23 protein-coding genes and 1 pseudogene are annotated in these 24,028 nt (G+C 30.3%); 5 read left to right on the forward strand and 19 right to left on the reverse strand.

Translation table 11 applies throughout. The features are described from left to right. The first annotated feature begins 132 nt into the window (after positions 1 to 132). Positions 133 to 960: a carbon-nitrogen hydrolase family protein gene (locus tag IR152_RS12980; protein ID WP_227452375.1), complete on the forward strand. Its 828-nt coding sequence runs from the start codon at positions 133 to 135 to the stop codon at positions 958 to 960. A 109-nt stretch (positions 961 to 1,069) separates the two neighbouring features. Then, on the forward strand, positions 1,070 to 1,207 hold the full coding sequence (locus IR152_RS12985) for a hypothetical protein (protein WP_413927500.1): 138 nt from the start codon (positions 1,070 to 1,072) through the stop codon (positions 1,205 to 1,207). A 204-nt stretch (positions 1,208 to 1,411) separates the two neighbouring features. Here the strand turns inward: IR152_RS12985 and IR152_RS12990 are convergent, their stop codons facing one another. The 6 genes from IR152_RS12990 to IR152_RS13015 all read right to left on the reverse strand — a co-directional run bounded on the left by IR152_RS12990 (position 1,412) and on the right by IR152_RS13015 (position 6,289). Beyond that, a complete protein-coding gene (locus tag IR152_RS12990; protein WP_227452376.1) occupies positions 1,412 to 2,836 on the reverse strand; it encodes a sensor histidine kinase in 1,425 nt (474 codons plus the stop codon). A 17-nt stretch (positions 2,837 to 2,853) separates the two neighbouring features. Continuing rightward, complete coding sequence (locus IR152_RS12995; RefSeq protein ID WP_227452377.1) at positions 2,854 to 3,546, reverse strand: response regulator transcription factor; 693 nt, start codon at positions 3,544 to 3,546, stop codon at positions 2,854 to 2,856. Between the two features lie 51 nt (positions 3,547 to 3,597). Further along, on the reverse strand, positions 3,598 to 4,368 hold the full coding sequence (locus tag IR152_RS13000) for a lantibiotic immunity ABC transporter MutG family permease subunit (RefSeq protein ID WP_227452378.1): 771 nt from the start codon (positions 4,366 to 4,368) through the stop codon (positions 3,598 to 3,600). After that, complete coding sequence (locus tag IR152_RS13005) at positions 4,365 to 5,135, reverse strand: lantibiotic immunity ABC transporter MutE/EpiE family permease subunit (protein ID WP_227452379.1); 771 nt, start codon at positions 5,133 to 5,135, stop codon at positions 4,365 to 4,367. The genes IR152_RS13000 and IR152_RS13005 overlap by 4 nt, the downstream gene beginning before the upstream one ends. After that, a complete protein-coding gene (locus IR152_RS13010) occupies positions 5,132 to 5,836 on the reverse strand; it encodes a lantibiotic protection ABC transporter ATP-binding protein (RefSeq protein WP_227452380.1) in 705 nt (234 codons plus the stop codon). Before IR152_RS13010 ends, IR152_RS13005 begins: the two co-directional genes overlap by 4 nt. A 279-nt stretch (positions 5,837 to 6,115) precedes the next feature. Beyond that, positions 6,116 to 6,289 (reverse strand): hypothetical protein, encoded by a 174-nt coding sequence (locus tag IR152_RS13015; RefSeq protein ID WP_227452381.1) that lies wholly within the window; start codon positions 6,287 to 6,289, stop codon positions 6,116 to 6,118. A gap of 495 nt (positions 6,290 to 6,784) precedes the next feature. On the opposite strand from IR152_RS13015, the gene IR152_RS13020 reads away from it, so the two are divergent. The 3 genes from IR152_RS13020 (at position 6,785) to IR152_RS13030 (ending at position 8,118) form a co-directional block, all read left to right on the forward strand. Beyond that, positions 6,785 to 7,042 (forward strand): hypothetical protein, encoded by a 258-nt coding sequence (locus IR152_RS13020; RefSeq protein ID WP_227452382.1) that lies wholly within the window; start codon positions 6,785 to 6,787, stop codon positions 7,040 to 7,042. Positions 7,043 to 7,162: 120 nt separating this feature from the next. Further along, positions 7,163 to 7,822, forward strand: coding sequence for a uracil-DNA glycosylase family protein (locus IR152_RS13025; protein WP_227452383.1), 660 nt, complete (start codon positions 7,163 to 7,165; stop codon positions 7,820 to 7,822). Then, positions 7,819 to 8,118 (forward strand): BlaI/MecI/CopY family transcriptional regulator, encoded by a 300-nt coding sequence (locus IR152_RS13030; RefSeq protein ID WP_255624783.1) that lies wholly within the window; start codon positions 7,819 to 7,821, stop codon positions 8,116 to 8,118. The genes IR152_RS13025 and IR152_RS13030 overlap by 4 nt, the downstream gene beginning before the upstream one ends. A 546-nt stretch (positions 8,119 to 8,664) precedes the next feature. Here IR152_RS13030 and IR152_RS13035 read toward each other — a convergent pair. The 13 genes and pseudogenes from IR152_RS13035 to ord all read right to left on the reverse strand — a co-directional run bounded on the left by IR152_RS13035 (position 8,665) and on the right by ord (position 23,876). Continuing rightward, positions 8,665 to 11,097: a GGDEF domain-containing protein gene (locus tag IR152_RS13035; protein WP_227452384.1), complete on the reverse strand. Its 2,433-nt coding sequence runs from the start codon at positions 11,095 to 11,097 to the stop codon at positions 8,665 to 8,667. A 692-nt stretch (positions 11,098 to 11,789) separates the two neighbouring features. Further along, a complete protein-coding gene (locus tag IR152_RS13040; protein WP_227452385.1) occupies positions 11,790 to 12,029 on the reverse strand; it encodes an MBL fold metallo-hydrolase in 240 nt (79 codons plus the stop codon). A 76-nt stretch (positions 12,030 to 12,105) separates the two neighbouring features. Beyond that, positions 12,106 to 12,387, reverse strand: coding sequence for an MBL fold metallo-hydrolase (locus IR152_RS13045; RefSeq protein WP_255624784.1), 282 nt, complete (start codon positions 12,385 to 12,387; stop codon positions 12,106 to 12,108). Between the two features lie 49 nt (positions 12,388 to 12,436). Next, positions 12,437 to 12,781 (reverse strand): annotated as a pseudogene (locus IR152_RS13050) (ABC transporter ATP-binding protein); the annotation flags it as partial. 489 nt (positions 12,782 to 13,270) lie between these two features. Continuing rightward, a complete protein-coding gene (locus IR152_RS13055) occupies positions 13,271 to 13,633 on the reverse strand; it encodes a VOC family protein (protein ID WP_227452386.1) in 363 nt (120 codons plus the stop codon). A gap of 785 nt (positions 13,634 to 14,418) precedes the next feature. Further along, positions 14,419 to 15,840: a Na+/H+ antiporter NhaC gene (gene nhaC, locus IR152_RS13060; RefSeq protein WP_227452387.1), complete on the reverse strand. Its 1,422-nt coding sequence runs from the start codon at positions 15,838 to 15,840 to the stop codon at positions 14,419 to 14,421. A 29-nt stretch (positions 15,841 to 15,869) separates the two neighbouring features. Continuing rightward, positions 15,870 to 16,934, reverse strand: coding sequence for an ornithine racemase Orr (gene orr / locus IR152_RS13065; protein ID WP_227452388.1), 1,065 nt, complete (start codon positions 16,932 to 16,934; stop codon positions 15,870 to 15,872). After that, entirely contained in the window at positions 16,919 to 18,328 is a 1,410-nt protein-coding gene (locus IR152_RS13070; RefSeq protein ID WP_227452389.1) for a GlmL-related ornithine degradation protein, read from the reverse strand. Before IR152_RS13070 ends, orr begins: the two co-directional genes overlap by 16 nt. Continuing rightward, entirely contained in the window at positions 18,328 to 20,532 is a 2,205-nt protein-coding gene (gene oraE / locus IR152_RS13075) for a D-ornithine 4,5-aminomutase subunit OraE (RefSeq protein WP_227452390.1), read from the reverse strand. Before oraE ends, IR152_RS13070 begins: the two co-directional genes overlap by 1 nt. Continuing rightward, complete coding sequence (locus IR152_RS13080; protein WP_227452391.1) at positions 20,526 to 20,900, reverse strand: ornithine aminomutase subunit alpha; 375 nt, start codon at positions 20,898 to 20,900, stop codon at positions 20,526 to 20,528. Before IR152_RS13080 ends, oraE begins: the two co-directional genes overlap by 7 nt. A gap of 77 nt (positions 20,901 to 20,977) precedes the next feature. Next, entirely contained in the window at positions 20,978 to 22,408 is a 1,431-nt protein-coding gene (gene ortB / locus IR152_RS13085) for a 2-amino-4-oxopentanoate thiolase subunit OrtB (RefSeq protein ID WP_227452392.1), read from the reverse strand. Next, positions 22,401 to 22,709, reverse strand: a complete 309-nt coding sequence (gene ortA, locus IR152_RS13090; protein ID WP_054272397.1) for a 2-amino-4-oxopentanoate thiolase subunit OrtA — start codon at positions 22,707 to 22,709, stop codon at positions 22,401 to 22,403. The genes ortB and ortA overlap by 8 nt, the downstream gene beginning before the upstream one ends. 99 nt (positions 22,710 to 22,808) lie before the next feature. Continuing rightward, positions 22,809 to 23,876 (reverse strand): 2,4-diaminopentanoate dehydrogenase, encoded by a 1,068-nt coding sequence (gene ord, locus IR152_RS13095; protein WP_227452393.1) that lies wholly within the window; start codon positions 23,874 to 23,876, stop codon positions 22,809 to 22,811. Positions 23,877 to 24,028: the final 152 nt, after the last annotated feature.

Genomic DNA, 24,028 nt, shown 5'->3' on the forward strand with positions numbered 1-24,028 from the left:
CATAAGAATTTTTATATACTTGTTCAATATACTTATTAGACTCTGTTCATACCTATTTATGCCAATCTAACAATATCTAATTTTTATTTAATATGTTATAATAACATAAAAATATTGAAAGGAGTAATTTCTATGAATTCCTATAAAATTGCAGTATGTCAAATGATGACTACAGAAAATAAAATTGAAAATATTAATCATACTGTAGAAATGGTAACAGAATCTGCCACAAATGGAGCTGAAATTGTGGTTTTACCAGAAATGTTTAATTGTCCATATGAAAATAAATATTTTCCTAAATTTGCTGAAGAATATCCAGGTGAAACAACAACGATATTGAGTAAGTTAGCTAAGAAACATGGAATTTATATAGTTTCTGGTAGTATTCCTGAATTAGAAGATAGAAAAATCTATAATACTTGCTATGTATTTGACAAAAACGGAACTCTAATTGGAAAACATCGTAAAATGCACTTATTTGATATTGAAGTTACAGGAAAGGTTAGTTTTAAAGAATCAGATACTCTTACAGCTGGAAATGATGTAACTGTAATAGATACTGAATATGGAAAAGTTGGTATAGCTATTTGTTATGATATTCGTTTCCCTGAATTATCACGTTTAATGGCTCTTAAAGGTGCTGAAATCGTTATCTTGCCTGCTGCATTTAATATGACTACTGGCCCTGCTCATTGGGAGTTATCTATAAGAATGCGTGCTTTAGATAATCAAATATTCTATGTTGGTGCTGCACCTGCTAGAAATAAAGATGCTTCCTACATAGCTTTTGGTAATTCAAGAATTTCAGACCCTTGGGGAAAAATTATTGCTCAAGCTGATGAAAATGAATGTATTATTTATGCTGATATTGATAGAGATTTAATTCCTGACATAAGACAGCAATTACCATTGCTTAAACATAGAAGAACAGACTTATATGAACTTAAAACTTTGAAATAATAAACATATAATATATTTCCATTTAAAATTACCAACAATCATATGCTTGTAATATAAAGTAAAAGAAGAACAGAACAAAATTGCATTCCATACAGCTACAATAAAAGTATTGTCAGAATATATTGCTTTCAGAAATAAGTTGGGATTTATTGTTCCAATTCATATATGGATGGCTGATGAACAATATAATCAAGATATACGACATAAATTCCACAGTGACATAGCAGAAAAACTCTCTATTAAATAAGCTAAATATTAAATAGATGAAGAATCACCTGAATTGCTAATTATGTGATTCTTCATTTTTTCATTATAAAAACCCTCTAATGTCTAAATTTTTGTGATATTATTTTACTTAATTTTGATTGTTTGTCCTCTATCATATTTCATTTATTTGTTTGTCAGATAGGTTATAAAATATATAAATTAAATTCATAAATCTTTTAAGTAATTAAGTACTATGCCAAAATATCACACATGCTCCACCTGATTTTGAATTTTCTATTTTGACAGAACCTCCAAGCTGTTCCACTAATTGTTTGACAATATAAAGTCCAAGACCAGAATGACCACCTTTGGTCTGCCTAGATTCATCACCTCTATAAAACCTATCAAGAGCCTTTTTCAAATCTTTAGAGCTAAACCCACTACCAGAATCACAAATCTTATAATAAATACAATTTTTTTCAACTTCTACGATAATGTTAATACTACCACCTACTGGAGTATATTCCAGACTGTTGGATATAATATTATCAAGAATTCTCGTCAACCTATCCACGTCAATTTGAATTGGAGACTCCACATTACCATTCATTTCCAACACAAACTTAATTTCCTTTTGTTGAGCTTGTAATTCATAAACCTGTACCTTTTGTGTCAAGAACTCAGGCAAATTTACAGAGACAAGGTTTAATTGTATGCTTAATTTTTCCAAATCAGATGTATATTGCATTTTTTGAACAAGAGCCACACTTTTTTCTGTATTTTCTCTTATAACTGTAAGATACCTATGTAATTTTTCATTACCATCCGGATTATTATCAATAAGTGCATCTGTATATCCCAAAATAATAGAAAGAGGAGATTTCAAATCATGTGCTAGAGCCTCTACCATTTCAACACGTTCCTGTTCCATTTTCCACTGTACAGATAAAGATTTTTTTAGTTCATCTTTCATTTCAGAAAAGGCACTACAAAGTTTTCCGAGTTCATTATCTGAATAATAGTCAATTTCAAAATCAAGGTCTTTTTCTTTTATCTTTTTGGACGCATCAATCAATAGACGTAATGGTTTATTGATATTTTTTACAAAACGTTTAGAAAGAAATCTAGTAAAACCCATAATATAGAAAAATGGAGAGAACATAGCTATGATGAGAATTACAAATACTAATCTACCTTTAATATTTGCAAATGTCATTTTTACTTCGTAAGAAAGAGTAACAGCCCCCTTAACCTTCCCATTATCATCTTTAATAGGAACAGTGTATATATAACCACCCTTACGAACGATGGTTTTGAGAAAGTTGTCAAATAATTCTTCTTTTGTTTTAAATGGTTTTCGCGAATTAGTACCATACAAAACGTTGCCATCTTCATTCACAACTTGATATAGTATCCCATCACCACGAATCATCTTTTTTAATCCATCTTCGTTCGATTGAGATAATAGGGCTATATTTTTTTCATTGATGTATGCTTCAATTCCAGAAATTTGTCTCTCATAATAGTTTGGTTGATAAATATCCTTATTTATAGAAGTTGTAACCAAATAAAAAGCAAACATACAGGTAATTACTGTGGAAACTGTACTGGCTATTATAATCAAAACAAAGGTACGTCTAAATTGGGTCGCAAGTGATTTATTTTTCATTTGATGTTATTCCTTTCTTACATTCTATTCCACTTATATCCAATTCCCCAGACCGTAGAAATATATTCTTTTTCTGGTATTACGGAAGCAAACTTAGCACGTATTTTTTTGATTCGTTCAACAACAGTTGCGGAATCACCTTCAGAATCACATCCCCATACTTTTTCATAGATTTGTTCTCTAGAAAAAACTTGCCCTGCATGAAGTGCTAACAACTCAACAATATCATACTCCCTTTTTGTTAAATCAATATCCTTTCCATCAATTTTAACTGTACGCTCCCTCATATAGAGGCATAATTTTCCAAAGTACAAAGTAGACCGTTTATTCTCTTCATTGATATACTGTGAACGCTTTTCTCTACGGAGATTAGCTTCAATTCTTGCTATAAGTTCACGCAGTCCAAATGGTTTTGTTACATAATCATCCCCTCCAAAAGTTAATCCTTTGATTTTGTCGGTCTCCGACTGCTTTGCACTCAAAAATATAATCGGACACAGAACATCATCTCGAATTGCCTGACATACCTCAAAACCATCCATTTTAGGCATCATAATATCCAGTATAATAAGGTCAGGTTCCATTTTTGATAACTCTACACCTGTCAGCCCATCAGAGGCTATCAACACTTCATGACCTTTTGCTTTCAATTCATCTTCAAGTAGCATTACTAAGTCTATTTCATCATCAATAATCAATATTTTGCTCAATATAACACCTCCTTTATATTATGAGAAGGTGAGTACTAAAGCAATATCCATCTACTCGTAACTTTTCCTTCCCTCCCATATTTTAAACCAAATAACTCCTCCTATCAAGAATATAATTAGACCTATTGCCATTGCTGCAAGATATATAGTGGCTGATTGTATTATTCCAGAATAAATTTCCTCAGTTGGAATATGTTTAACAAAAATAAAGTACGGAAGCATACCCAATTTTACTGGCCATGTCCATGGAACAAATGGACCAACTTTTACACCAATACTCGTTAAACCAAGTATTGCCGCCATTAAAACCCCACCAACACTAATACCAATAGATGCACCCATTCCCCATGCAAAACTCACCCAAAGGTGAATAGCTAAAAGTGGAAGTGACCCGATTACCACAAGTGCGGCGGCTGCCATAAATTGCCCTACTGGTGCACCAGATGGCACTGCAATATTCATACCTATGCAGAGTATCAACGTAGCAATAAATGTACATACAGCTAAACAAAAAAGGAGAAAAAGAAATTTTCCAAGATATAATCTAACACGAGAAATACCTATGCATAAAAAACCATTAAAATTTCCAGCAAGTTCTTCCTCATACACTATAAATCCTGACAGAACACCTACCCCCATAGGAATGATGAATACAGTCCATACTGTAAAAAATCCTTCAAAAGCAAATGCTTGTGTACTCCCAGGTTTGATTGCAAGATAGGCAACCACACATAATGAAAAAATAACAGGCATAAAAAGAGTAAGCCATCGGACGGCTGTTCTCTTTGTTCGAAGCCATTCTGATGATAATAGTTTTATCATTTGTCATCCCTCCTACTAAACCAAACTGCAGTAAGTGCTGTTAATACTAGAAACACAACCAAAGAAACAACAATCCCAATAGGAATTACTGAAGTATTCAAAAGTGGGTCTCCAGCTTGTAATATAGTACCATTAGGATGTACTTTAATGATTGGACACACCATCCTAATTGCCCAACTCCATGGTACTGCAATCCAAAATGGTTGTGTCGCAGCAAGAACACCCAATATCATTCCTAAAAATCCAACTCCCATGCTTAAGAACATACCTTTCCAAGTAGCAAACAATAACTGAATTGGAAGTATAGCAAGAGAGACAACCCAACATACAATACTTGCCCCTATAATCTGTCCAAAAGGAATTGGTCCAGCTTTCAATATTAAACCAGTTATAATTGTTACAACTGCTAAAATTAATGTTGAAATCAAACTGTAGATTGCCATAGCCATAACTTTATTAATCCAAAGTACCATAGGAGATACATTGTGTGTACGTAAAGCACGATAATTTCCAGCTTTTTTTTCCTGTGCAGCTACCAAAGTAGCAAACAATGCAAAGCCAACAGACAAGAACATAAATGTCCACCAGTTAAAAATTAATGCTAAAAGATTTTGCCACTCCCAAGAATTCGATTGAGATAATGGATCTTGCATAAGTGTTCCTTGCATTATAAGTGCATACGCTGCAAAGGATACTGGGAAAAAAGCAATAAGTTTTCCCACAAATGTTCTTTTATATTTTAGAAGCTCTGATTGTAGACTATTCATCTTTTTTGTCCTCCTTTAAGAATAGTATCTGAAAAGAATTCCTCTAGATTTTCATTAGGGTCAGGTGCTCCTTGAAATAGTAGTTGTCCTCCACTTATAATTCCAATGTTATCTACAACTTGAGCAACCTCTGACAGAATATGACTAGAAAGAATTACTGTTATACCTTTTTTTGGAAAAGATGCAATCAACTCACGGAGTTCTTGAATTCCAAAAGGATCAAGTCCATTAGTTGGCTCATCCAGTATCAACAATTCTGGGTCACTTAAAAGTGCAATAGCAATTCCCAACCTTTGTTTCATACCCATAGAAAATTGGGAAGCTCTCTTTTTACCTGTATTTTTCAAGTTGACTATCTCCAGTACCTCATAAATTTTATCTTTAGGTATTCCCAAAAGTTTTGTGTGTACTAGCAAATTTTCCTCTGCTGTAAGGTTCCCATACAAAGCAGGAGATTCTATTAAGGCACCAATATTTGCAAGAGACTCTCGTTTCCAAGGTTTCCCATCAAAAATAATACGTCCATGTGTTGGACGAAGAAGCCCAACAAGCATTTTAAGTGTTGTCGATTTTCCTGCACCATTAGGTCCCAAAAGTCCATATATGCTATTTCGTTCAATTTGAAGAGAAACATTGTTAACCGCCATTTGCTCTCCATATTTTTTTGATAATTTTTTTGTTTCAAGAATTAAATCTTTCATGTATATTTCTCCTTTCTTGTAATACGTTGAATTCTATTACTAAGAAAATATTAACATGAAAAAATAACAATTCTATAACAGATAGAAATTTTAATGAAATATAAAATTAAAAATAGAGTTACCAATTTTATTTTGCAACTCTATTCAAATTTATGCTTCTTTATGCTTCATATTTATATTAGATTTAAACTTAGTTGCATTAGACTTAATCTGATATTTCATAATTATACTAGCTTCAAATTTATTCTATAATCTTTAAATCATGCACTAATCTATTAATTAATATTTCTTTAGAAATCTAACATAGTTTGCTACTAAATAATAATTATTTATATCATATTTATCTAATCCTTTAAATGCAGTTATCTCATCATTAAGTTTATCACTACCCTCTACAAATACACATCCTGTTTCAAATTCCATACCAACTATAATTGGACAACCACTATACACTTCCTCTTGTGTATCGTATAATTTTTTTGCATTTCCTTCATTTTGAATTATAAATGCAACAGGTTTTAATTCTGCATTATTGGGGATTTTTTCTGAGAAAGGTTTATTTGATTTAATGTTATTGATAATTACATCCTTGAATTCTTCTGAAGTTTCTTCTTTTACTATATATTTTTGTTTTAAAAATTCTATTACTTCTAAAATAGGCTTAGAATTTACTTTTAAGATATCTTTATAATTTTCATATACAGATTTCCACTGCTCAATTTTTTCTTGTGATATTTTTTCATTTAAATTTCACCTTTCAATCTATATGTAATCTAATTTACACATTTTCTTTAAACTCTACATCTGCAACTTATTTATTTTATTACTAATATAATACGCTTAAAAACTTTACAAATCAATTTAATTTTGCTACCTTTTATTTATAACAACTTATAGTCCATTTCTCCTCTAATTTCGATAGATTACTTTTACAAGGGGGTTGTCTCTATGGTTTTAAATAGAACTGAGCTTTTCAGAGGATATTCTTTAGATAGATTTAATGAGATATGCAGTATATTGTCAGTAAACAAAATTAAATATAAGTATAAAGTGAAAAACAATACTTACTCTAAAAAACCTTTTTTCAGTAAAATGATTCTTGGAAATTTAGGACAAAAGGAAGATTTTTCTTACGAGTATTCAATTTATGTACATAAAGATGATTATGAACAAGCAAATGCTCTAATAAATTCTAAGTTTAGATAATTTATCAATCAAACATGACATTCTGTTGTCATATTTGATATGTTATTATATTTTTAAAATTATATGCTTTTAGACTATTTTTTATAGTACTTAAAGCTTGAAACCAAGGAGATACGTAACATGAAAATAAATATAAAATCAACTTTAAATGAATTTATTAAGCAGAATAATCTTTTTGATGACGACAAAATAGTATCGTATCTTCCTAATATAACAATAGACACAGGTGCCATAAAAACTATAATGATTAATGAAGTTGTACCAAATAACCCCAATGACGATTTTTATAGTATAAATGAAGATGCAGATTACTTGAAAACTACTCTCCCTTTATTTAACAATGCATGCATAGAAGTATCTACTATAAATGATATATTAGATATGGGTATCTATATAACCAATGCAGTAAAACTTCCTAAATCGGAATATACAATAACTAGTGATACAATTAAATTGCATATGCCTATTTTAGAAAAAGAAATTCAATTATTTAATAATCTAAAGGTAATAATGCTAATGGGAGATGTTGCAAAGAAATCTTTTAATATGATTACTAAAAAACATACAAAAAAGAATACTATTCCCTCTATATCAACATATAAACTTCGTAACAATGAACTTTATTATGACAACTTAAGAATATTTCCATCATATATTATGACTGGTGGAAATATATTGATTGAAAAATCAAAGTTTGAAATGGCATCAGAAGATATAAAAAAAATGGTTGAAATTATAAAAAACTACCACAGATTTCAGAAGCAGAATATCAAGTTATGAAGATTATTTGGCAATATGCTCCTATTAGCACCACTGAAGTAATTGAGAAACTGGTAAAAACAAGTACATGGAGCCCTAAAACGATTCATACAATGTTACTGAGATTAGTTAAAAAAGGGGCTTTAACATATGAAAAAAGTAGTAGAGTATTCGTTTATACTCCACTTATTAAGGAGAAAGAATACGTAGCTACAGAAAGTCGTTCTTTTTTAAATCGTTTTTATAATGGTACTCTTAATTCTATAGTACTAAGCTTTTTAGAAAATGATAAACTATCTGAGGATGACATTGAGTAATTGAGAGAAATCTTAAATAAAAGGACGATTAAGAAGGATAGGTAAATAGGATTGCTAGTATCAAAAAAGGATAGGGTATCACTTTACTCTATATTCTAAAAAATTCACATAATTTTCATATTAATTATCGATTAAATTCATATACAAGGTTTATTATATAAACATAGAAGATAGTAAAACTAGCTTAAAAACATAATATAATACCCTATACAAATAGTGGCAACTCTCCCTCACATCCTCAATTGTTGCCACTATTTTAATTTTTTGTATAAAATAACAACAATGTTATTATATAAATACAAAATGATGATGTTCAAAAAATCTTGTGCATCACCATTTTTGTCTCACATAAAATCTATCAATGTATTCTTAGATTATTTTTTATGTATCATTCTTCTTTACCAATTATTTATTCAATTTACTAACTTTCGTTTTGGTTAACATATTCTACTTACTTTTATTATAATTAATCTGCTATTTTGTCTTAAGCTTCTCCATACATTTCATCAATAACATGAGAATATATATTTATAACAAAAAAGTCATCTAAATCAGTTGATGACTTTTTATTAGATACTTATTTTCGAATTCATCAATTGAAATGGGTTTACTAAATAAATATCCCTGCGCTATTTCAACTCTACATTGTAATAGTGTAAAAAATTGTTCCTCAGTTTCAATCCCTTCAGCAACCATATAAATGTTCAACTTATGACATATTCCTGTAATATATTCCATAATCACCTTTGTTCTAGAATTCGATACAATATTATTAATTAGACTCTTATCTAATTTCAATATATCAAACTCAACTTCAGAAAGTAACGCTAGATTTGCATTCTCAGTTCCAAAGTCATCAATTGCAACAACAAAACCAACAGCTCTTAAATCTGATATAATTTTTTTCACATCAAAGTGCTTCTCATCATGTACTCTTTCTGTTATTTCAATTTTTATGTATTTGGTAGAAACGTGATAATATTGACAAGTTGATACTAAACAATTCACAAAGTCTGGTATTTTAAGTGATTCTTCTGAGAAATTTATAGATATTGGAACGATTGGAATATCTTTAGTAATCCAATTTCTAAGTTTTTTACAAATAGACTTAAATACATAGAAATCTATTTTGCTAAGTAATTCAGATGCTTCTAATATAGGAAGAAAATTATTCGGAGATATAAGTGAATTAGAATTATCTAAATAACGGATAAGTGCTTCTGCACCTACAATTGAACGGTCTGAAAAAGAAATTTGAGGTTGTAAGTAAACAAGAAAACGATTATTTCGTATTTCTCTTTCAAGAATCTCAGGCTTTCTTAAATGTAGCATTTCATCACTATGATGGCGATACCTCTGAGAAACAGAATTTTTACGATAAAAATCTTTTTTATCTTCATACATTTCTGCATCTGCATTTTTTATGATTTCTCCTATATCATCAATTGTGCTAGCCCAGTATGACCCTATAGCAACTTGACAAGTAGGTTTTTTTCGGAATTCTCCTTTTAATTCTATTATCTTCTTTCTAAATACATCCTCTTTAATTTCACGACAAATAATTACAAACTCATCTCCACCTAAACGGTAAAAATCAGAATAATGAAATACCAATTTCATTCGTCTTGCACATTCTATTAGTAACTTGTCTCCCATTTCATGTCCATATTTATCGTTTACATCCTTTAAACCATTTACATCTAGATAAACAATGCCTATAGAAATGTCAATTTTGGTAAGCACTTGAGAATCTTCTATGAAGCGATTTCTGTTATAGAATGAAGTAAGTTTATCAATGTAACTTAGTTTTGCTAATTGCTCCTGAGTTTTAGAATGTTGCCAAGCAAGGGAAATAAAGTAACAAAGGGTTTGAAGTAATGATGCAATATTCATAATTTTATCTGGAGGTGGATTATCAACTCCTAAATAGCCAATAAGTTCTCCATTTTGTTCTAATGGTGCTACAACAAGACTAGTAATAGATTGATTATGTAATATTTGATATTCTTCTGGTGATGTAGACTTAATCTCTTCTAAATCTTTTACAACTATACATTCCTTATTAGTAAAATATGGAATCCATCGTTCAATAATAGAAAGTGGAAGTTCTTGTAAACAGTTTTTTTGAGATAAAATATGTTCCTCACACCATTCATAATCATTATACATCAAACCATCTCTAATATAAACAATATATGAACGGTCAGCAGATAAAAAACTTCCTAACTTTTCAAGTACAGACATAGTTGCTTTTTCAATATCACTATCTCGATATAAAATATCTACACAATCCGTGATTATTTTTTCAGCATCAAGTGTAAATCGTAATTTTATTTTTTCTTCTTCTGATTTTGTAGTATCAAAAGCTATCTCCATTCTTGCTAGTTTACCTTCCCACTCAATTAAACGGTCTTTTAATAGATAATGACGACCAGTTACTGGATTTTTAAACTCCCAAGTATAGTTTTCACCTTCTTTTAAATAGGGATTTGTACAAAACTCACAAGGTTCATCTCTTCCCTGTAGTATCTTATAGCATTTTTGTCCTTTGATTTTCTCAACTTTAAAGCTTTCAATACCTGCTTTATTTAAAAATAATAAATCATAAGTCTCTAAATCACTGATATACAAAAGTTCTGAAATATCATTCATTGAAGCCTTTAAGTCTTCAGCCAATTTAATAAGACGCTCACTTTTTCTTTGATTATCCTCTTGTACTAGTTCAAGTTTTCTTTGCAAAATATCTTGTTTAGCATCATACATATAAATAAAAATAATCAATAAAACAAATGAAAGATTTAAAATATTCAAAGCATCCTCAGTATATGAAACCTTGTTCTCACTAAATTTTTCAGCAGATAAAACTGTTTTGTCTGCTAAATTAAAAAAATCTTCACTATATTGATAGAGTGTAGTGCTTTTTCCACCATCACGAACAATATATATTTCTTGCTTTAAACGTTCCCAATCTCGTTCCATTTGAATAATATTAGTTTGAAAGTGATGGTCAGCTAAGTAAGCGATATCATGTGCACCACTTCTACCTTGAAGCTCACTAATAATATCGTCTAATATTTTTATCAATTTATCATTTGGCTGATGGTTCAGTTCTTGTTTAATCAAACGTTGCGTTGCTCCACGTACAAACCCAGTATAATTAATGACTCTAGCATTCCCCTGCAAATTATAGACCAAGTAAATAGATAGCAAACTGGAAAGAATAATCCCAATACTTAAAATGATTAGAAATCTTTTTCTTCTCATATAGTCCCCCTTTCAATTTTAGATATGAATAAAAAATTATTTCTAATTTCTTCTGGTAATTCTAAATTATTTGTTATAAATAAATAACCCCTTATATAAGTACCTCCAAAATTAGTTATTTATATTCATTATATTACCCTAATTTACTTTCTTCAACAATAAATCTTTCTTTTCTCTTAACCTTTTTAAATAATATAATGTTATGAATTTATAATTATATGATTCTTATAATTTATTATTTAAATATTATCTTTGCTCGTGCTTCTAAATCCATTATTGACCCCTTCATAATTAGATAATATAAAATTAAAGTGCGTACCATAAAATTCAACACCTATACTCTTTCTTGGACATTATCATCAGCGTTGGATATAGTCAACGGACAATATAGGATATATTACTATTTTTTATTTAACACAAGGAGTTCCGTGAGACATACATAACCATTCATATTTCAAACTATCCAACCTTTTTACAGATTTCATCATCTTTTTAGAATCCCAGTTCCAAAGGTTAGGATAAGGAATTATATTCCCATTCTTATTTTTAACTAAATCCCCTGCAAATAATACATCTTCAAAAATCATACAGACATGCCCTGGAGTGTGACCAGGAGTATGGATAATTTTTATATTCCCAATTTGCATATTTTCTCTATAAGGTTCAATATCCTTAATAATTCTCCTAGAAATTGTCTTTCCAATAAACTTTTTAAATCCAGGTCTATCTTTCTCTCCTGTAATGAAGGGTATATCCTGCCCATACCTTTGCTCCTGTTTTCTCTTTTAATAATTTAATATTAGATATATGGTCAACATCATGATGAGTTAATAAAATATGCTTAATATCTGTAAGTTTAATTCCAAGTGTTTTTAATTCTTTAATTATATTTTTCCCCATAAAAGGAAGACCTGTGTCTATGAGAGCAACCTCTTTATCAAACACAATAAAACAATTTGAGCCACGAGTACTATCTAACATTAATACATTTTCTTTTATTTTCATAAATAAATTCCCCCTATTTAGTATTTTGCCTATATAATTAATTAGTGAAGTTATAAATATTTATAATATCTACAATTTCTTCTGAATTTTTTCTATCGAGATTACCAGTTGGTTCATCTGCTAATAAAATAGCTGGTCTATAGATTAAACTTCTAGCTATAGATACCCTTTGTTGTTGCCCACCTGAAAGTTGACTTGGAAGATGATTTAATCTATCAGATAATCCCAATATAGATACAATCTCAGAGAATCTATCCTCATCCACCTTTCTTTTATCAAGTAACATGGGTAATAATATATTTTTTCTAACATCAAGAGTAGGTATAAGATTATAAAATTGATAAATAAGACCTACTTTTCTACGTCTAAAAACTGCAAGAGCTTCTTCTTTTAAACTTTATAAGACATTGCAGCTTTCCTCCTTTTATCCATGCAACATTATATCAATTACCACTTAATAATATTTAATTAATCTTGCTCTTTTACAAACGAATTTATTGTTTCTATGTACTTTATTTAATACTATAAAGTTAATGATATTCTTATATGTTTTCCAATCCTAATAATAACTCTTCTCTAAATAACATAACACCTTAATCCCTTATATAAATTCTAAGTTCAAAAGTTTAATATATCACTTTCTACTTTTTGATTAAATACTCTAACCCTTTAATCTTCAACAACCTTTCATTTAGTAAATCTAAATAGTTATTTATTATTTCCTTTTTGAAGGTGAACTCTATATAAAGTTCACCTTTTATGTAAATAAGTTTATACTCTATTTTAATATACCTTAATTTGGCTTATAATCTATTGAAACTAACAAATTAGACTTCTAAGCATAAACTATAATTGCTTACCTATTAGCAAAATCTATTTTTAACTAATCTTGTTTTGTATGTTGAACGTATTCTACAATTGTGCCATCTGGATGTTTTACTGTCATATTATATCCTGTAGGAACTTTTTTCTTATCTCTTACCACAACTGCTCCATTCTTTAATAGATAACTTCTCCATTCATTAACAGAATCAACCATAAAAGTAGACTTAGTTTCTATAAATGGTTTGAGAGAATCATCAGAACCAGATAATAGTAAGACATTTCCTATTTGTGCTAATTCTAATCCAACTTCTTTATAAGAGAAACGCAAAGAACATTTTTCTTTTAAAAGATTCTCATAAAATGGTATTGCTTTTTCTATATCTTGAATATAAAAACGTGTTAATATATCATATATCTTCATACTTTCCCCCTATATCTATCTATATTATTTCTTCTAAATTATAACACTTTACAAATTATATAACAATAAATTAAGCATCATCTTTTGAGCATCTTAAGTAGACTTTCACAATATGTTTGAGTTATATAGAATAACAAATCAAATCTCCTTGCTGTCATTAGAATAAAATTAATGCAGTAAACGTCCTCTCTATTATCAAATAACAGACAATAATTTTCAATTTTCTATATAATAGGTAACATTATTTTCGTAAGATATTCACTAGCTGGACGATTGATATCATTTAAGTACTAATAATATATATCTCCATGAAGTTTATATCCACTGTTCTTTGACCATGAAAATAATTCCTCTCTCATCCAGATATTTAGAAATTTTTTAAACTTTGCTTCGAAAACTCTGAAAACTATGCCGTAAAGTCAATTATTTTTCGTATTGCTAAAATACAATATTCAGACTGTTCAACTATTGTTATATTAAATATTCTAGTCATTTTATTCATTCATTACTTTATTTTCACTTCTAATATTTTTATACCAAAATTTACTGTATAACTAATTATTTCATATGAATATAAAACAGACTCTCCTTTTATTTCTTATATCAAAAGTATAACAAAAACAATCTTATCATGCTTGTCACACAGTATTCTTATAAACAGTACATACTTAAAAGACTTGCCTCATTTTAAGGCAAGTCTTAAAAAATCTTCTTTTCATGAAAAATTTATACAAACAATTCAAATATTAAAATAATATAAAACTACAAATTTAAACTTATTAATATCAAATTTCAGAATTTAAACAAGTTTCAGGTTCATCTTCTATTCTTGCTATTTTAAACTTACATGCAATTAATACTAGAGATACTATTGGATTTATAATATTTAATAAAGCATATGGACCATATGTTAATGCAGATACACCTAATGTTGCTGTTATATACGCTCCACATGTATTCCATGGTACTAGTGGAGAAGTTAAAGTTCCACTATCTTCTAAAGCTCTTGACAACATCTTAGGATGTATACCTCTCTTTTTATACTCCTTATTATACATTCTTCCTGGTATAACTATAGATAAGTATTGTTCACCTGCTATTATGTTAGTAATTGTACAAGTTACCATTGTACATAATACTGTTCCAAATACACCCTTTGCTAATCTTAGTAAAGAAGACGCTACGACTTCAAGCATACCTGTTTTTTCCAAAATACCTCCGAGAGATAGAGCACATATTGTTAAAGATACAGTGGACATCATATTCGCAATCCCGCCTTTAGATAATAAAGCATCTACCTCTTCTATTTGTGTTGATGAAACATATCCATTTTGTGCTGCGTCTAATATCATATTCATAGATTCTCCTTGAAAAACTACTGCAAACAATACTCCTAATACAACACCCACTATAAGCCCTGGTATAGCAGGAACTTTAAATACAACCAATCCAATTACTATTGCCGGAGCTAATAATAATACTGGCGATAAAGTATTAAATGTAGAATTTAATGTAGACCTAATTAGTTCTATCTGTTTTATATCTAGTGCTTGACCTGAATACTTCATTCCGATTATACCATAAATTACTAAACAAATTAATAATGATGGTATAGTTGAATATAGCATATATTTTATATGTGTAAACAAATCTGTTCCTGCCATTGCTGGAGCTAAGTTAGTCGTTTCAGATAAAGGTGATAGTTTATCTCCAAAGTAAGCTCCAGATATGATAGAACCTACTATTAATCCAACTGGCATACCTAAACTTTGACCAATTCCTAAAAGAGCTACTCCTACTGTACCCATTGTGCTCCAAGATGAACCTGTCGCAAGAGATACTATTGCACAGACTAGTGTTGATGCCACTAAAAAAACATTTGGTGATAAAATTTTTAGTCCCCAGTAAATCATACATGGAACTACTCCACTTACTATCCAAGTCCCTATAAGTACACCTATTATAATTATGATTAAGATTGCTTGCATCGCCATCTTTATACTATTAAACATACTTAATTCTAACTCTTTCCATTTAAACCCAAGTCTATATACAGCTACAAGCCCTGCTACTGCTGCAGCTCCTATTAGTGGTACATGAGGTGATGAACCATACACTAATACTCCTAGACTTAAAAATAATATCAGAAAAGTAATTGGTATCATTGCATCAAATAGATTTGCTTTCCTACATTCTCGCTCTTTCATAAAATAATTTCCTCCTAATTATTTGAACACTACACTATAATTTTTTTTGAAACATATTCGCTCGTACTAGATGACATGATACCTCCATAAGTTAAGAAAAATTCTACATTGTCACCTAATTTATAATCATGTTTTGTGTTACTTACATCTAATATCATGTGGTCTGAACTTGCTCCTAATATTCTTATATCAGTGTCTATTGGAATTAAAGAGTCAATATTTATATCTTGTTTACCTATAGCTATGATTGCCCTTTTTAAGATTCCCTTATCTTCATAAACAGGTTTATTCCTAAAAGCATCAACTCCTATTTCTCCAATAGGAACTGATGGCTTTTCTTTACATTCAACTACTTGGCATATCAATTTAAATGCATCTTGATATGTTCCACCTATATTTTTACCGTATGATGTTTCTCTACCAAGTAGAATAGATTCCCCTATTCTCAAATTAGTAATACCTTCTGGCATATTATTACTTGTCATTAGATGTATAGAACTTGAATTACCCCCAGATACGATTTCAAGATTTATTCCAAATTTCTCTTCCATTTTTTGTGCTATACCTACTAATCTACCTATATTTTCTCTAGATGGTATAATAGCTCCATAACAAGTTAAGTTTGTAGCTATACCAACTATTTTAATATTTTTTAGCCTTACTATCTCTCTTACATCATTAAAAAAGTCTTCTTCATAAAAATATCCTTCTCGTAAATCTCCTAAGTCAAACATAAGAACTATCTTATGAATAATATTTTTACTTTCACACAATTCATTTAACTTCTTTATTGTTCCTAATTCTGAGTTAAAACTAATATCACAATAATTGATAACTTCTTCTAATTCACTTAGCATGGGAATTCTAATCAACATTTTAGGTAAATTTATATCTTGTAATTTTTTTAAGTTTTGTATTCTTGAATCTGCTATATGGTCTATTCCTTCAATACATATTTCTTCTACTATTTCTTTTTGTGCACAAAATGATTTAGTAACAAAAGATATCTTAATATTTCTTTCATGACACATCTGCGAAATTACTTTTGCATTATGTTTTAACTTTTCCATATCTATTTCTAACCTAGGGTACATAATCTTTCCTCCTCGAAGTTCAAACTTTTTAGCAGGAGCTTAAGAGATGCTTCTTCATATTTTTTAGATAAAACACCCATGGATGCCATAATATAGTCATTATCTATCAATATTTTTGTTTTTTCCTTTGGAAATAGTAATTCATTATTTTTATTGTACTTGAACATATTGTCTAATATTTCAATTCTACTAGGGAGCCTAGTAAGTGCTCCCCCTGTGCCAACTATATATCTTACTTCTGTTAAATCTTTCCCTTCTGCAATTTTGACTTTTCCAGTTGTTCCATAGATATTTCTTATTTTCCCTGAATGTCTTAGCATAGCTTTAACAACAGCTTCTTTTGTCAACCTCTCAACAAATAATATTTCTTCTTTTGATTTTGGTATTGGAGGATAATTATCTATTACTGCATCAATATCTATAGATAGTTCACTTTGTAAGTTTTCTTTACCTATAACTTCTACTATATTCTTCATATTTACATATACACCTAAATCCCCCTCAACACTTCTCTTTGCAGTAGGTTCAGGATTAACTAAAATTTTATTAATATAGTCACTTCCATCTGTAACAGAATGTACATCAGTAGTTGCTCCACCTACATCCAGAGTTAATAAATCTCCAATATTTTTATATAAAAGTTTAGAAGCTTCCATTACAGCTCCTGGAGTTGGAGTAATATTTTCATTGACCATTTCTTTAATATACTTCATTCCTGGTGCTGTAGTTATGTGTTCTTCAAATACACCTTGAATGATTTTTCTTGTAGGTTCTATATTCAATAAGTCTATTTTAGGGTATACATTTTCAGTTATATAAAGCTTATAATTAGTACCTTCAAATATTAACCTTACTTCCTCTTGATTTTCAATATTACCAGCATATATAACTGGTATGCCTAGATTCATAGAAGCTATCATTTCTGCATTATAAATAGCTGTATCTCTTTCTCCGTAATCGACTCCACCAGCTATTAAAATTATGTTTGGGTTTATTTCTTTTATTTTATTTAAATCAGTTCTTTTAATTCTGCCTGATGTCACTTGATGAATAACAGCTCCAGCCCCTAGAGCAGCTTCTTTAGCTGCTTTTACTGTCATATCATATACTAATCCATGAACAGTCATTTTTAATCCACCAGCTGCACTAGAAGTTGCAAACATATCATTATACTCTATATCATCTACAGATAATTTATTAGCTAAATCCTTAATAGCACCTGACAAGCCATTTCTTACATCGCCACCTTCAAACACTGTTGTTGGAGCTTGACCTTGACCCAAAAATACAGGATTATTAGTATCAATATTGTGGAAAGCGTTTACCACAGTAGTAGTACTTCCTATTTCAGCTACCAACACATCTATTTTTAAAGAAACTTTTTTATTTTCCATTATTTATTATTCATTTCTCTTCTTTTTTCAACTAAGAAAGTAGCTACATGTATACCTTTGCTGTTTCTTCCAAACCCAGCATCTATTCCTTGTTCAACGGCTATTTCAGGTGTTACTTGTGTTCCTCCACATGCAATCATTACTTTATCTCTTATACCTTTTTCTACACAATAATCGTGCAATTTCTTCATGTTTTTATAGTGAATATCATCATGACTTATTATTGTAGATGCGAGTATTGCATCTGCATTTAGTTCAATCGCTGCATCTACCAATTTTTCTACAGGTACAGAAGTCCCTAGATAATGGCATTCTATACCATATTTTTCAATACCACCATGTTTTATATCTATTATTTCCCTTAAACCAACTGAATGTTCGTCTTCTCCAACTGTAGCTGAAACTATTTTCATAGGTTTTTCTTCTATATCTGCTCTTATCTCTTCATCAGTTAGTACTTTAGGTTCTTCTGGTATTACTAAATTGTTTAAATCTATATCAAATGGAACTCTTCCTTTTACTTCTATCCTAGTCCCTTCAGACTCATGCATAACTTCTCTACTTATAACCTCAATTTCTTGTAAGTTCATTTTTTTTGCAAATTCCAGAGCTGCAAACTCAGCTGTTCTTTTATCAGTAGGAAGCATCATTGTTATCATTACAATTCCATCTGCACACCATTCCATTTCAGGCTTAATTTTAGTTCCATTTCTATATTCATCTGATTCTTTTAGTCTATTTTCCACATTATCAAAATCATCAAGCTCATCGATATATATTATTTTGTCTGGATTTTCAAATGTACATCCATCTATTAACATTGATGGATTATCTATAGCATTTTCATCGTATTGAGCTACATTATTGTATCCAAAGTGAGCAGTTACAGGTGCTAAATAATCTTCTTCTCTTTCATAAACAGTGCCTTCACCAACTCCTCCTTTTATTTTTCTAGATATTCCATCACCATTTCTTTCTGGATAATTTCCAGAATCAACAAAAAATCCTTGTTCTACAGATTCAAAATATCCACCAACTTCAAATATTTCTTCCATATATAATACAGCTCTTTCTTTAAGTTCTCTTGCTTTGTCTCTTAATTCACCTACATCTTTAAGTTCTATCATATCCATAAGACCATCCATACCAACTAAAGCTTGCTTTGCTGTATCACATGCTTCTATGTTGTATATATGCCAAGGTACATTTCTACCTTCATCAGGTGTTATAGTTGATTGTATGTCAGCTCTAGTTAATACTGATGTCAATAAATTTAATACATGAGTAACTGTTGCTTCTCTAGTTGATGATTCCATATATTTAGTATTCATTTGAGCTCTCATCTTATAATCGCTAAATAATTCTCTAAGTGCAACAGCATAAGGTAAGTCTATTCTTAAACATGGTGCTGGAGGTGCTGTTGGCGGAACTGTTGATAGGCATATATTGCTTTTATCTATTCCTATTTTTTCTGAGAATATAGAGTTTAAAGCGTGTTGAACCATAAGTTCAGGCATTACCTTCCATGCTTCTCTAGCAGTAGCATTAGCATTATGTGCTCCATCTATTTGAGCTATATTGGCAAAAGCCATTATTTTCTTAGCTTCACAAGCATCTACAAAAGACCTTACCATGTTTATATTTCTATATAGAACATTGTATTGTGGGTCTTGGTGTGCTCCATTAACCCCTTCTTCAGCAAACATTACTGCTACTTCAGGGCCAGCAACACCACTTACATATGAATGGTAATTAATAGGTCTACCAACTTCTTCTTCTATAAAATCAAGAGCTTTTCTCTGAGCTCTTACTTGTTTTCTTGTTATTGGAACTCCACCTATACCTTGAGGAGTACCTTCTATAAGTCCGTCAAAATGTGATTGTCCAGCAGTTCTAATAACCATTAAATGGTCAGCACCATGATGAGCTGCCATCCTCATTCTTCTTATATCATCTTCAAATCTACCAGAAGCTATTTCAGTAGTAATAACTGGGCTTGGTTGAGGGTCTATATTATTGAAGTACTTAGATGATGGTAGCCCCACACTGTCTTTTAAAGGTTTTGTACAGTCTTTATATTTAAAAGGTCCCATTTCAAGATTTTCCAAATGTTCTCTCCAAACCCAACCTCTTCGTTTTGGTTTATATTTATCCAAATCTTTTAATATATAGTCTATATCCAATTTTTTATTTTCCTTTAACATGATTCTACCCCTTCTCTAAATAAACATGTAACTTCATCCCAATATTCACCATTGACTAATAGTAAACCTGCTTCTCTAACTGTTATATTTTTAGATTTAGCCAGCTTATAAACTACATGCCCTGCTCCTTTACCTATAAGACCTCTTTCCATAACCCCTTCTAAAATAGGTTTTACTTCAAGAGAAGAAAATCCCATTCTTAACAAGACAGACCTTTCTATTGATGGTGTTGTATTCTTTTTACCAAGTTCTATCATTGGTTCTACTATCTGGGTAGCTAAACTCCAAAACCTTTCTTTTAACTCATCATCACTCAGTTCTTGAAGATGTTTTCTTCTAACTTCAAAATCATCCGCTCTTTTTTTCATGAACATTCCCCCATTCATATCAATTTAAGTGAATTTTCCAAATATTTATTCTATGTTAAATTAAAAAACAGTAATTATTATAAATTATTTAAAACATCAGCAACAAAATCTCTTGAACTTTTTACTTCTTCCATTAAAAATTCTATATCTTGATTACTTAAACTATCAACATTATCAATGTGATTGTTAGATATACAATTTTTTATAAATGATTTTCTTATTTTATTCATGTCAACATCAACACATTTCAATAATTCTGGTCTTTCTGGTAATATTAAGTTTACTCCTGCAATTTCTTCTCTTGGATTTCCAAATTTTATATCTATTCCATTTTCTCTTGCAAAAGTAAGTTGTGGACATATGTGTTTACCTGCACCTGTATATTCTGTTTCTTGTACTACTATAATTTTATCTTCATCTAATTCTTGAGCTAAAGAGAATGCTGCTGCTAAAGATGTATTTCCTGCAGGACCTCTTTCTATACCTTCTAACTGTGCCAGTAATTCAGTTGTATAAAAAACCTCTCCTTGTTTTACTAACACGTATCTGTCCATATATCTAAGTGGTCTAGCTGCAGACCTAGGTACATCTGATCTATCAGGCCACGTACAAAATGGTATACCAAAACCTGTATGCCCTGTTGTAAATGATTTTTTATTAAATTGATTATCACTAGCCATATGCAATCCTTTTAAATCGACACTTGCTCCTACTACTTTAGTGTTAAGAGAACCAGCTTTTATCAATCCCCTTGCAGTTCCAGTGAGATTACCTCCACCTGCATTTGTGCAAACAACTACATCAGGGTCTTTTTTATATTTTTCTCTAAATTGAATAGCTAACTCATACCCTAAAGTTTCTACACCTGCAATCCCAAATGGTGAATATAATGACGCATTAAAATATCCTGTTTCTTCTAATAAGACTAAGAATGTATAAAATAATTCTGGTCCAACAGTTAATTGAACAACCTCTGCTCCATATGCCTCACATTTTCTTGCTTTTTCTATAATTTCAGGTTGACCTACACCATTAGAATCATAACATTCCTGCACTATTATGCATTTTAAACCTTGCATTGCCGCTTGAGATGCTACAGCTGCACCATAATTTCCACTAGTAGCTGCTATCACACCTTTATATCCCATTTTTTTGGCATGGTATACTGCAGTGGCTGCCCTTCTTGCTTTAAAACTACCAGATGCATTCATTGCTTCATCTTTTACAAATATTCTAGCACCCTTACCATCTGGAGCACATTTTCTAGCTAACTTAGTCAAATTTTTAAGTTCTATTATAGGTGTATTTCCAACAGCATACTGGGATTGAATTACTTCAATATCTTGTAATGTATATCCTGTTTCACTCATCATTTTTTCATAATCAAATCCTATTCCTTCTTGTTCAAAGGAAGAGTAATCAAGCCCAATTGCATTTTTCATTATTTCATTATTTCTTCCCATAACAGCTTGATAACTCATATCTCTCATTGATGCTGTATTATTCATTATATACACCTCCAAATAATATTTCTTTAGCTTGTATTCCTATTTGAAGTAACTCTGGTATACATTTACCATAATCATGAGTATAATATGGATTTACTTTAAGTAAATTGCCTTTTACAAGTCTGCCTGTAATTGTTTTAACTTCTACTAAATCACCTATAGAGGCATCATTTTGTATAAATCCTTTAACCCACATTTCTAAGGATACTTTTTTAGTATCCTCTGGAACTTGTGGAGCTCTTTCTTCTGGAGTCAATACTATATTGTGTATAATAACCCAATCATTAATTTTAGCATCCATTTTTTCATCCCCTTATTAATTAACTATTATTTTACTAATCAGTTTACTGTTATTTTGTTAATTAACTATTATTTTACTAATTAGCTAACTGTTATTTTACTAATTAGCATTTGATTCTTCCTCTAATTCAACTTCTATCTGATTTCTTACATCTCCCATTATTGCTCTAGGTACTGGTATATCCAACATAGTTTTAAGACCTGGTCTAGCATTTATTATTAATGGAATAGAGTTTACTATCATTGCATAAGTACCTACTCCTCCAGGTATTTCAGGATTTATTTGTAAATCAATGTTTGGTATACCTTTTATTGATACATAGTCTCCTGTTTTAATGCCTTCTGCTTCTGGTATTATCTGTTGTGGATGCTCCATTTCAATTAAAACTTCTCCGTTTACATATCCATATCCACATTGTCTACAACCAGCAACATTTCCAGCCAATGCCTCTCCGTACTTAGATTTTCTATCTACTGTAGTCATTATTGGCTCTTTTGTTTGTTCTATCTTGTCTAGTTTCCATCCTAATCCATCAGCTATCATATTTATTGATTCCACAAACCCTACATGACCTGCTATAGTATTATTTTCTACACCTTTTATAAACGCCTCTTTTGTTACTCCAACGCCTTGTTCTACCATAACAGATTTTCCAAATGGTGATAAATCATTTACTCTCTTAGCTTTTATACTAGTAACTTCTTCACAAGTCCCTGAAAGTGCTAATACTAATAAATCTAATACAAAACCTGGATTTATTCCTGTTCCAAGTATGCTTACTCCATTCTCCTTTGCAACTTCATCCATTTGTTTAGCTAAATCTGCATCATCAGCTTGTGGATATGCCATTTGTTCTGCTGTTGATATAACATTTATTTTTCTATTTAATAAGAACATTATTTTATCAAAAGCCTTTTTAGTAAATGAATCCGTTGCTAACAAAACAACATCCACGCTTTTTTCTCTAAAAACTTCTTCATAATTTCCATTGATAATAACCTCTGGTCTTTCTCCTCTTTCAATACCTAAAACGTCATACATACTTTTACCTGAAGTACTTCTACTACAAACAGATACTATTTCTATACCTTCTTTTTTTAGAATCATATTAGCCATACCTATTCCCATAGCTCCAAATCCCCATATTCCAACTCTTACTTTTCTCATATATACACCCTCCTAAAAATTTATATATTCTTAACAATTATTTAAAGCATAAATCATGCCAACTTTAAAATTAAAATAAATATTTATTGGAACGTTGAAACTATAATTATTTTGTTATGTATTTTCATAAATAAAAAATAATATTTCTTCTA

Origin of the sequence: Clostridioides sp. ES-S-0108-01, assembly GCF_020662285.1 — a bacterium.
Taxonomy (GTDB): domain Bacteria; phylum Bacillota; class Clostridia; order Peptostreptococcales; family Peptostreptococcaceae; genus Clostridioides.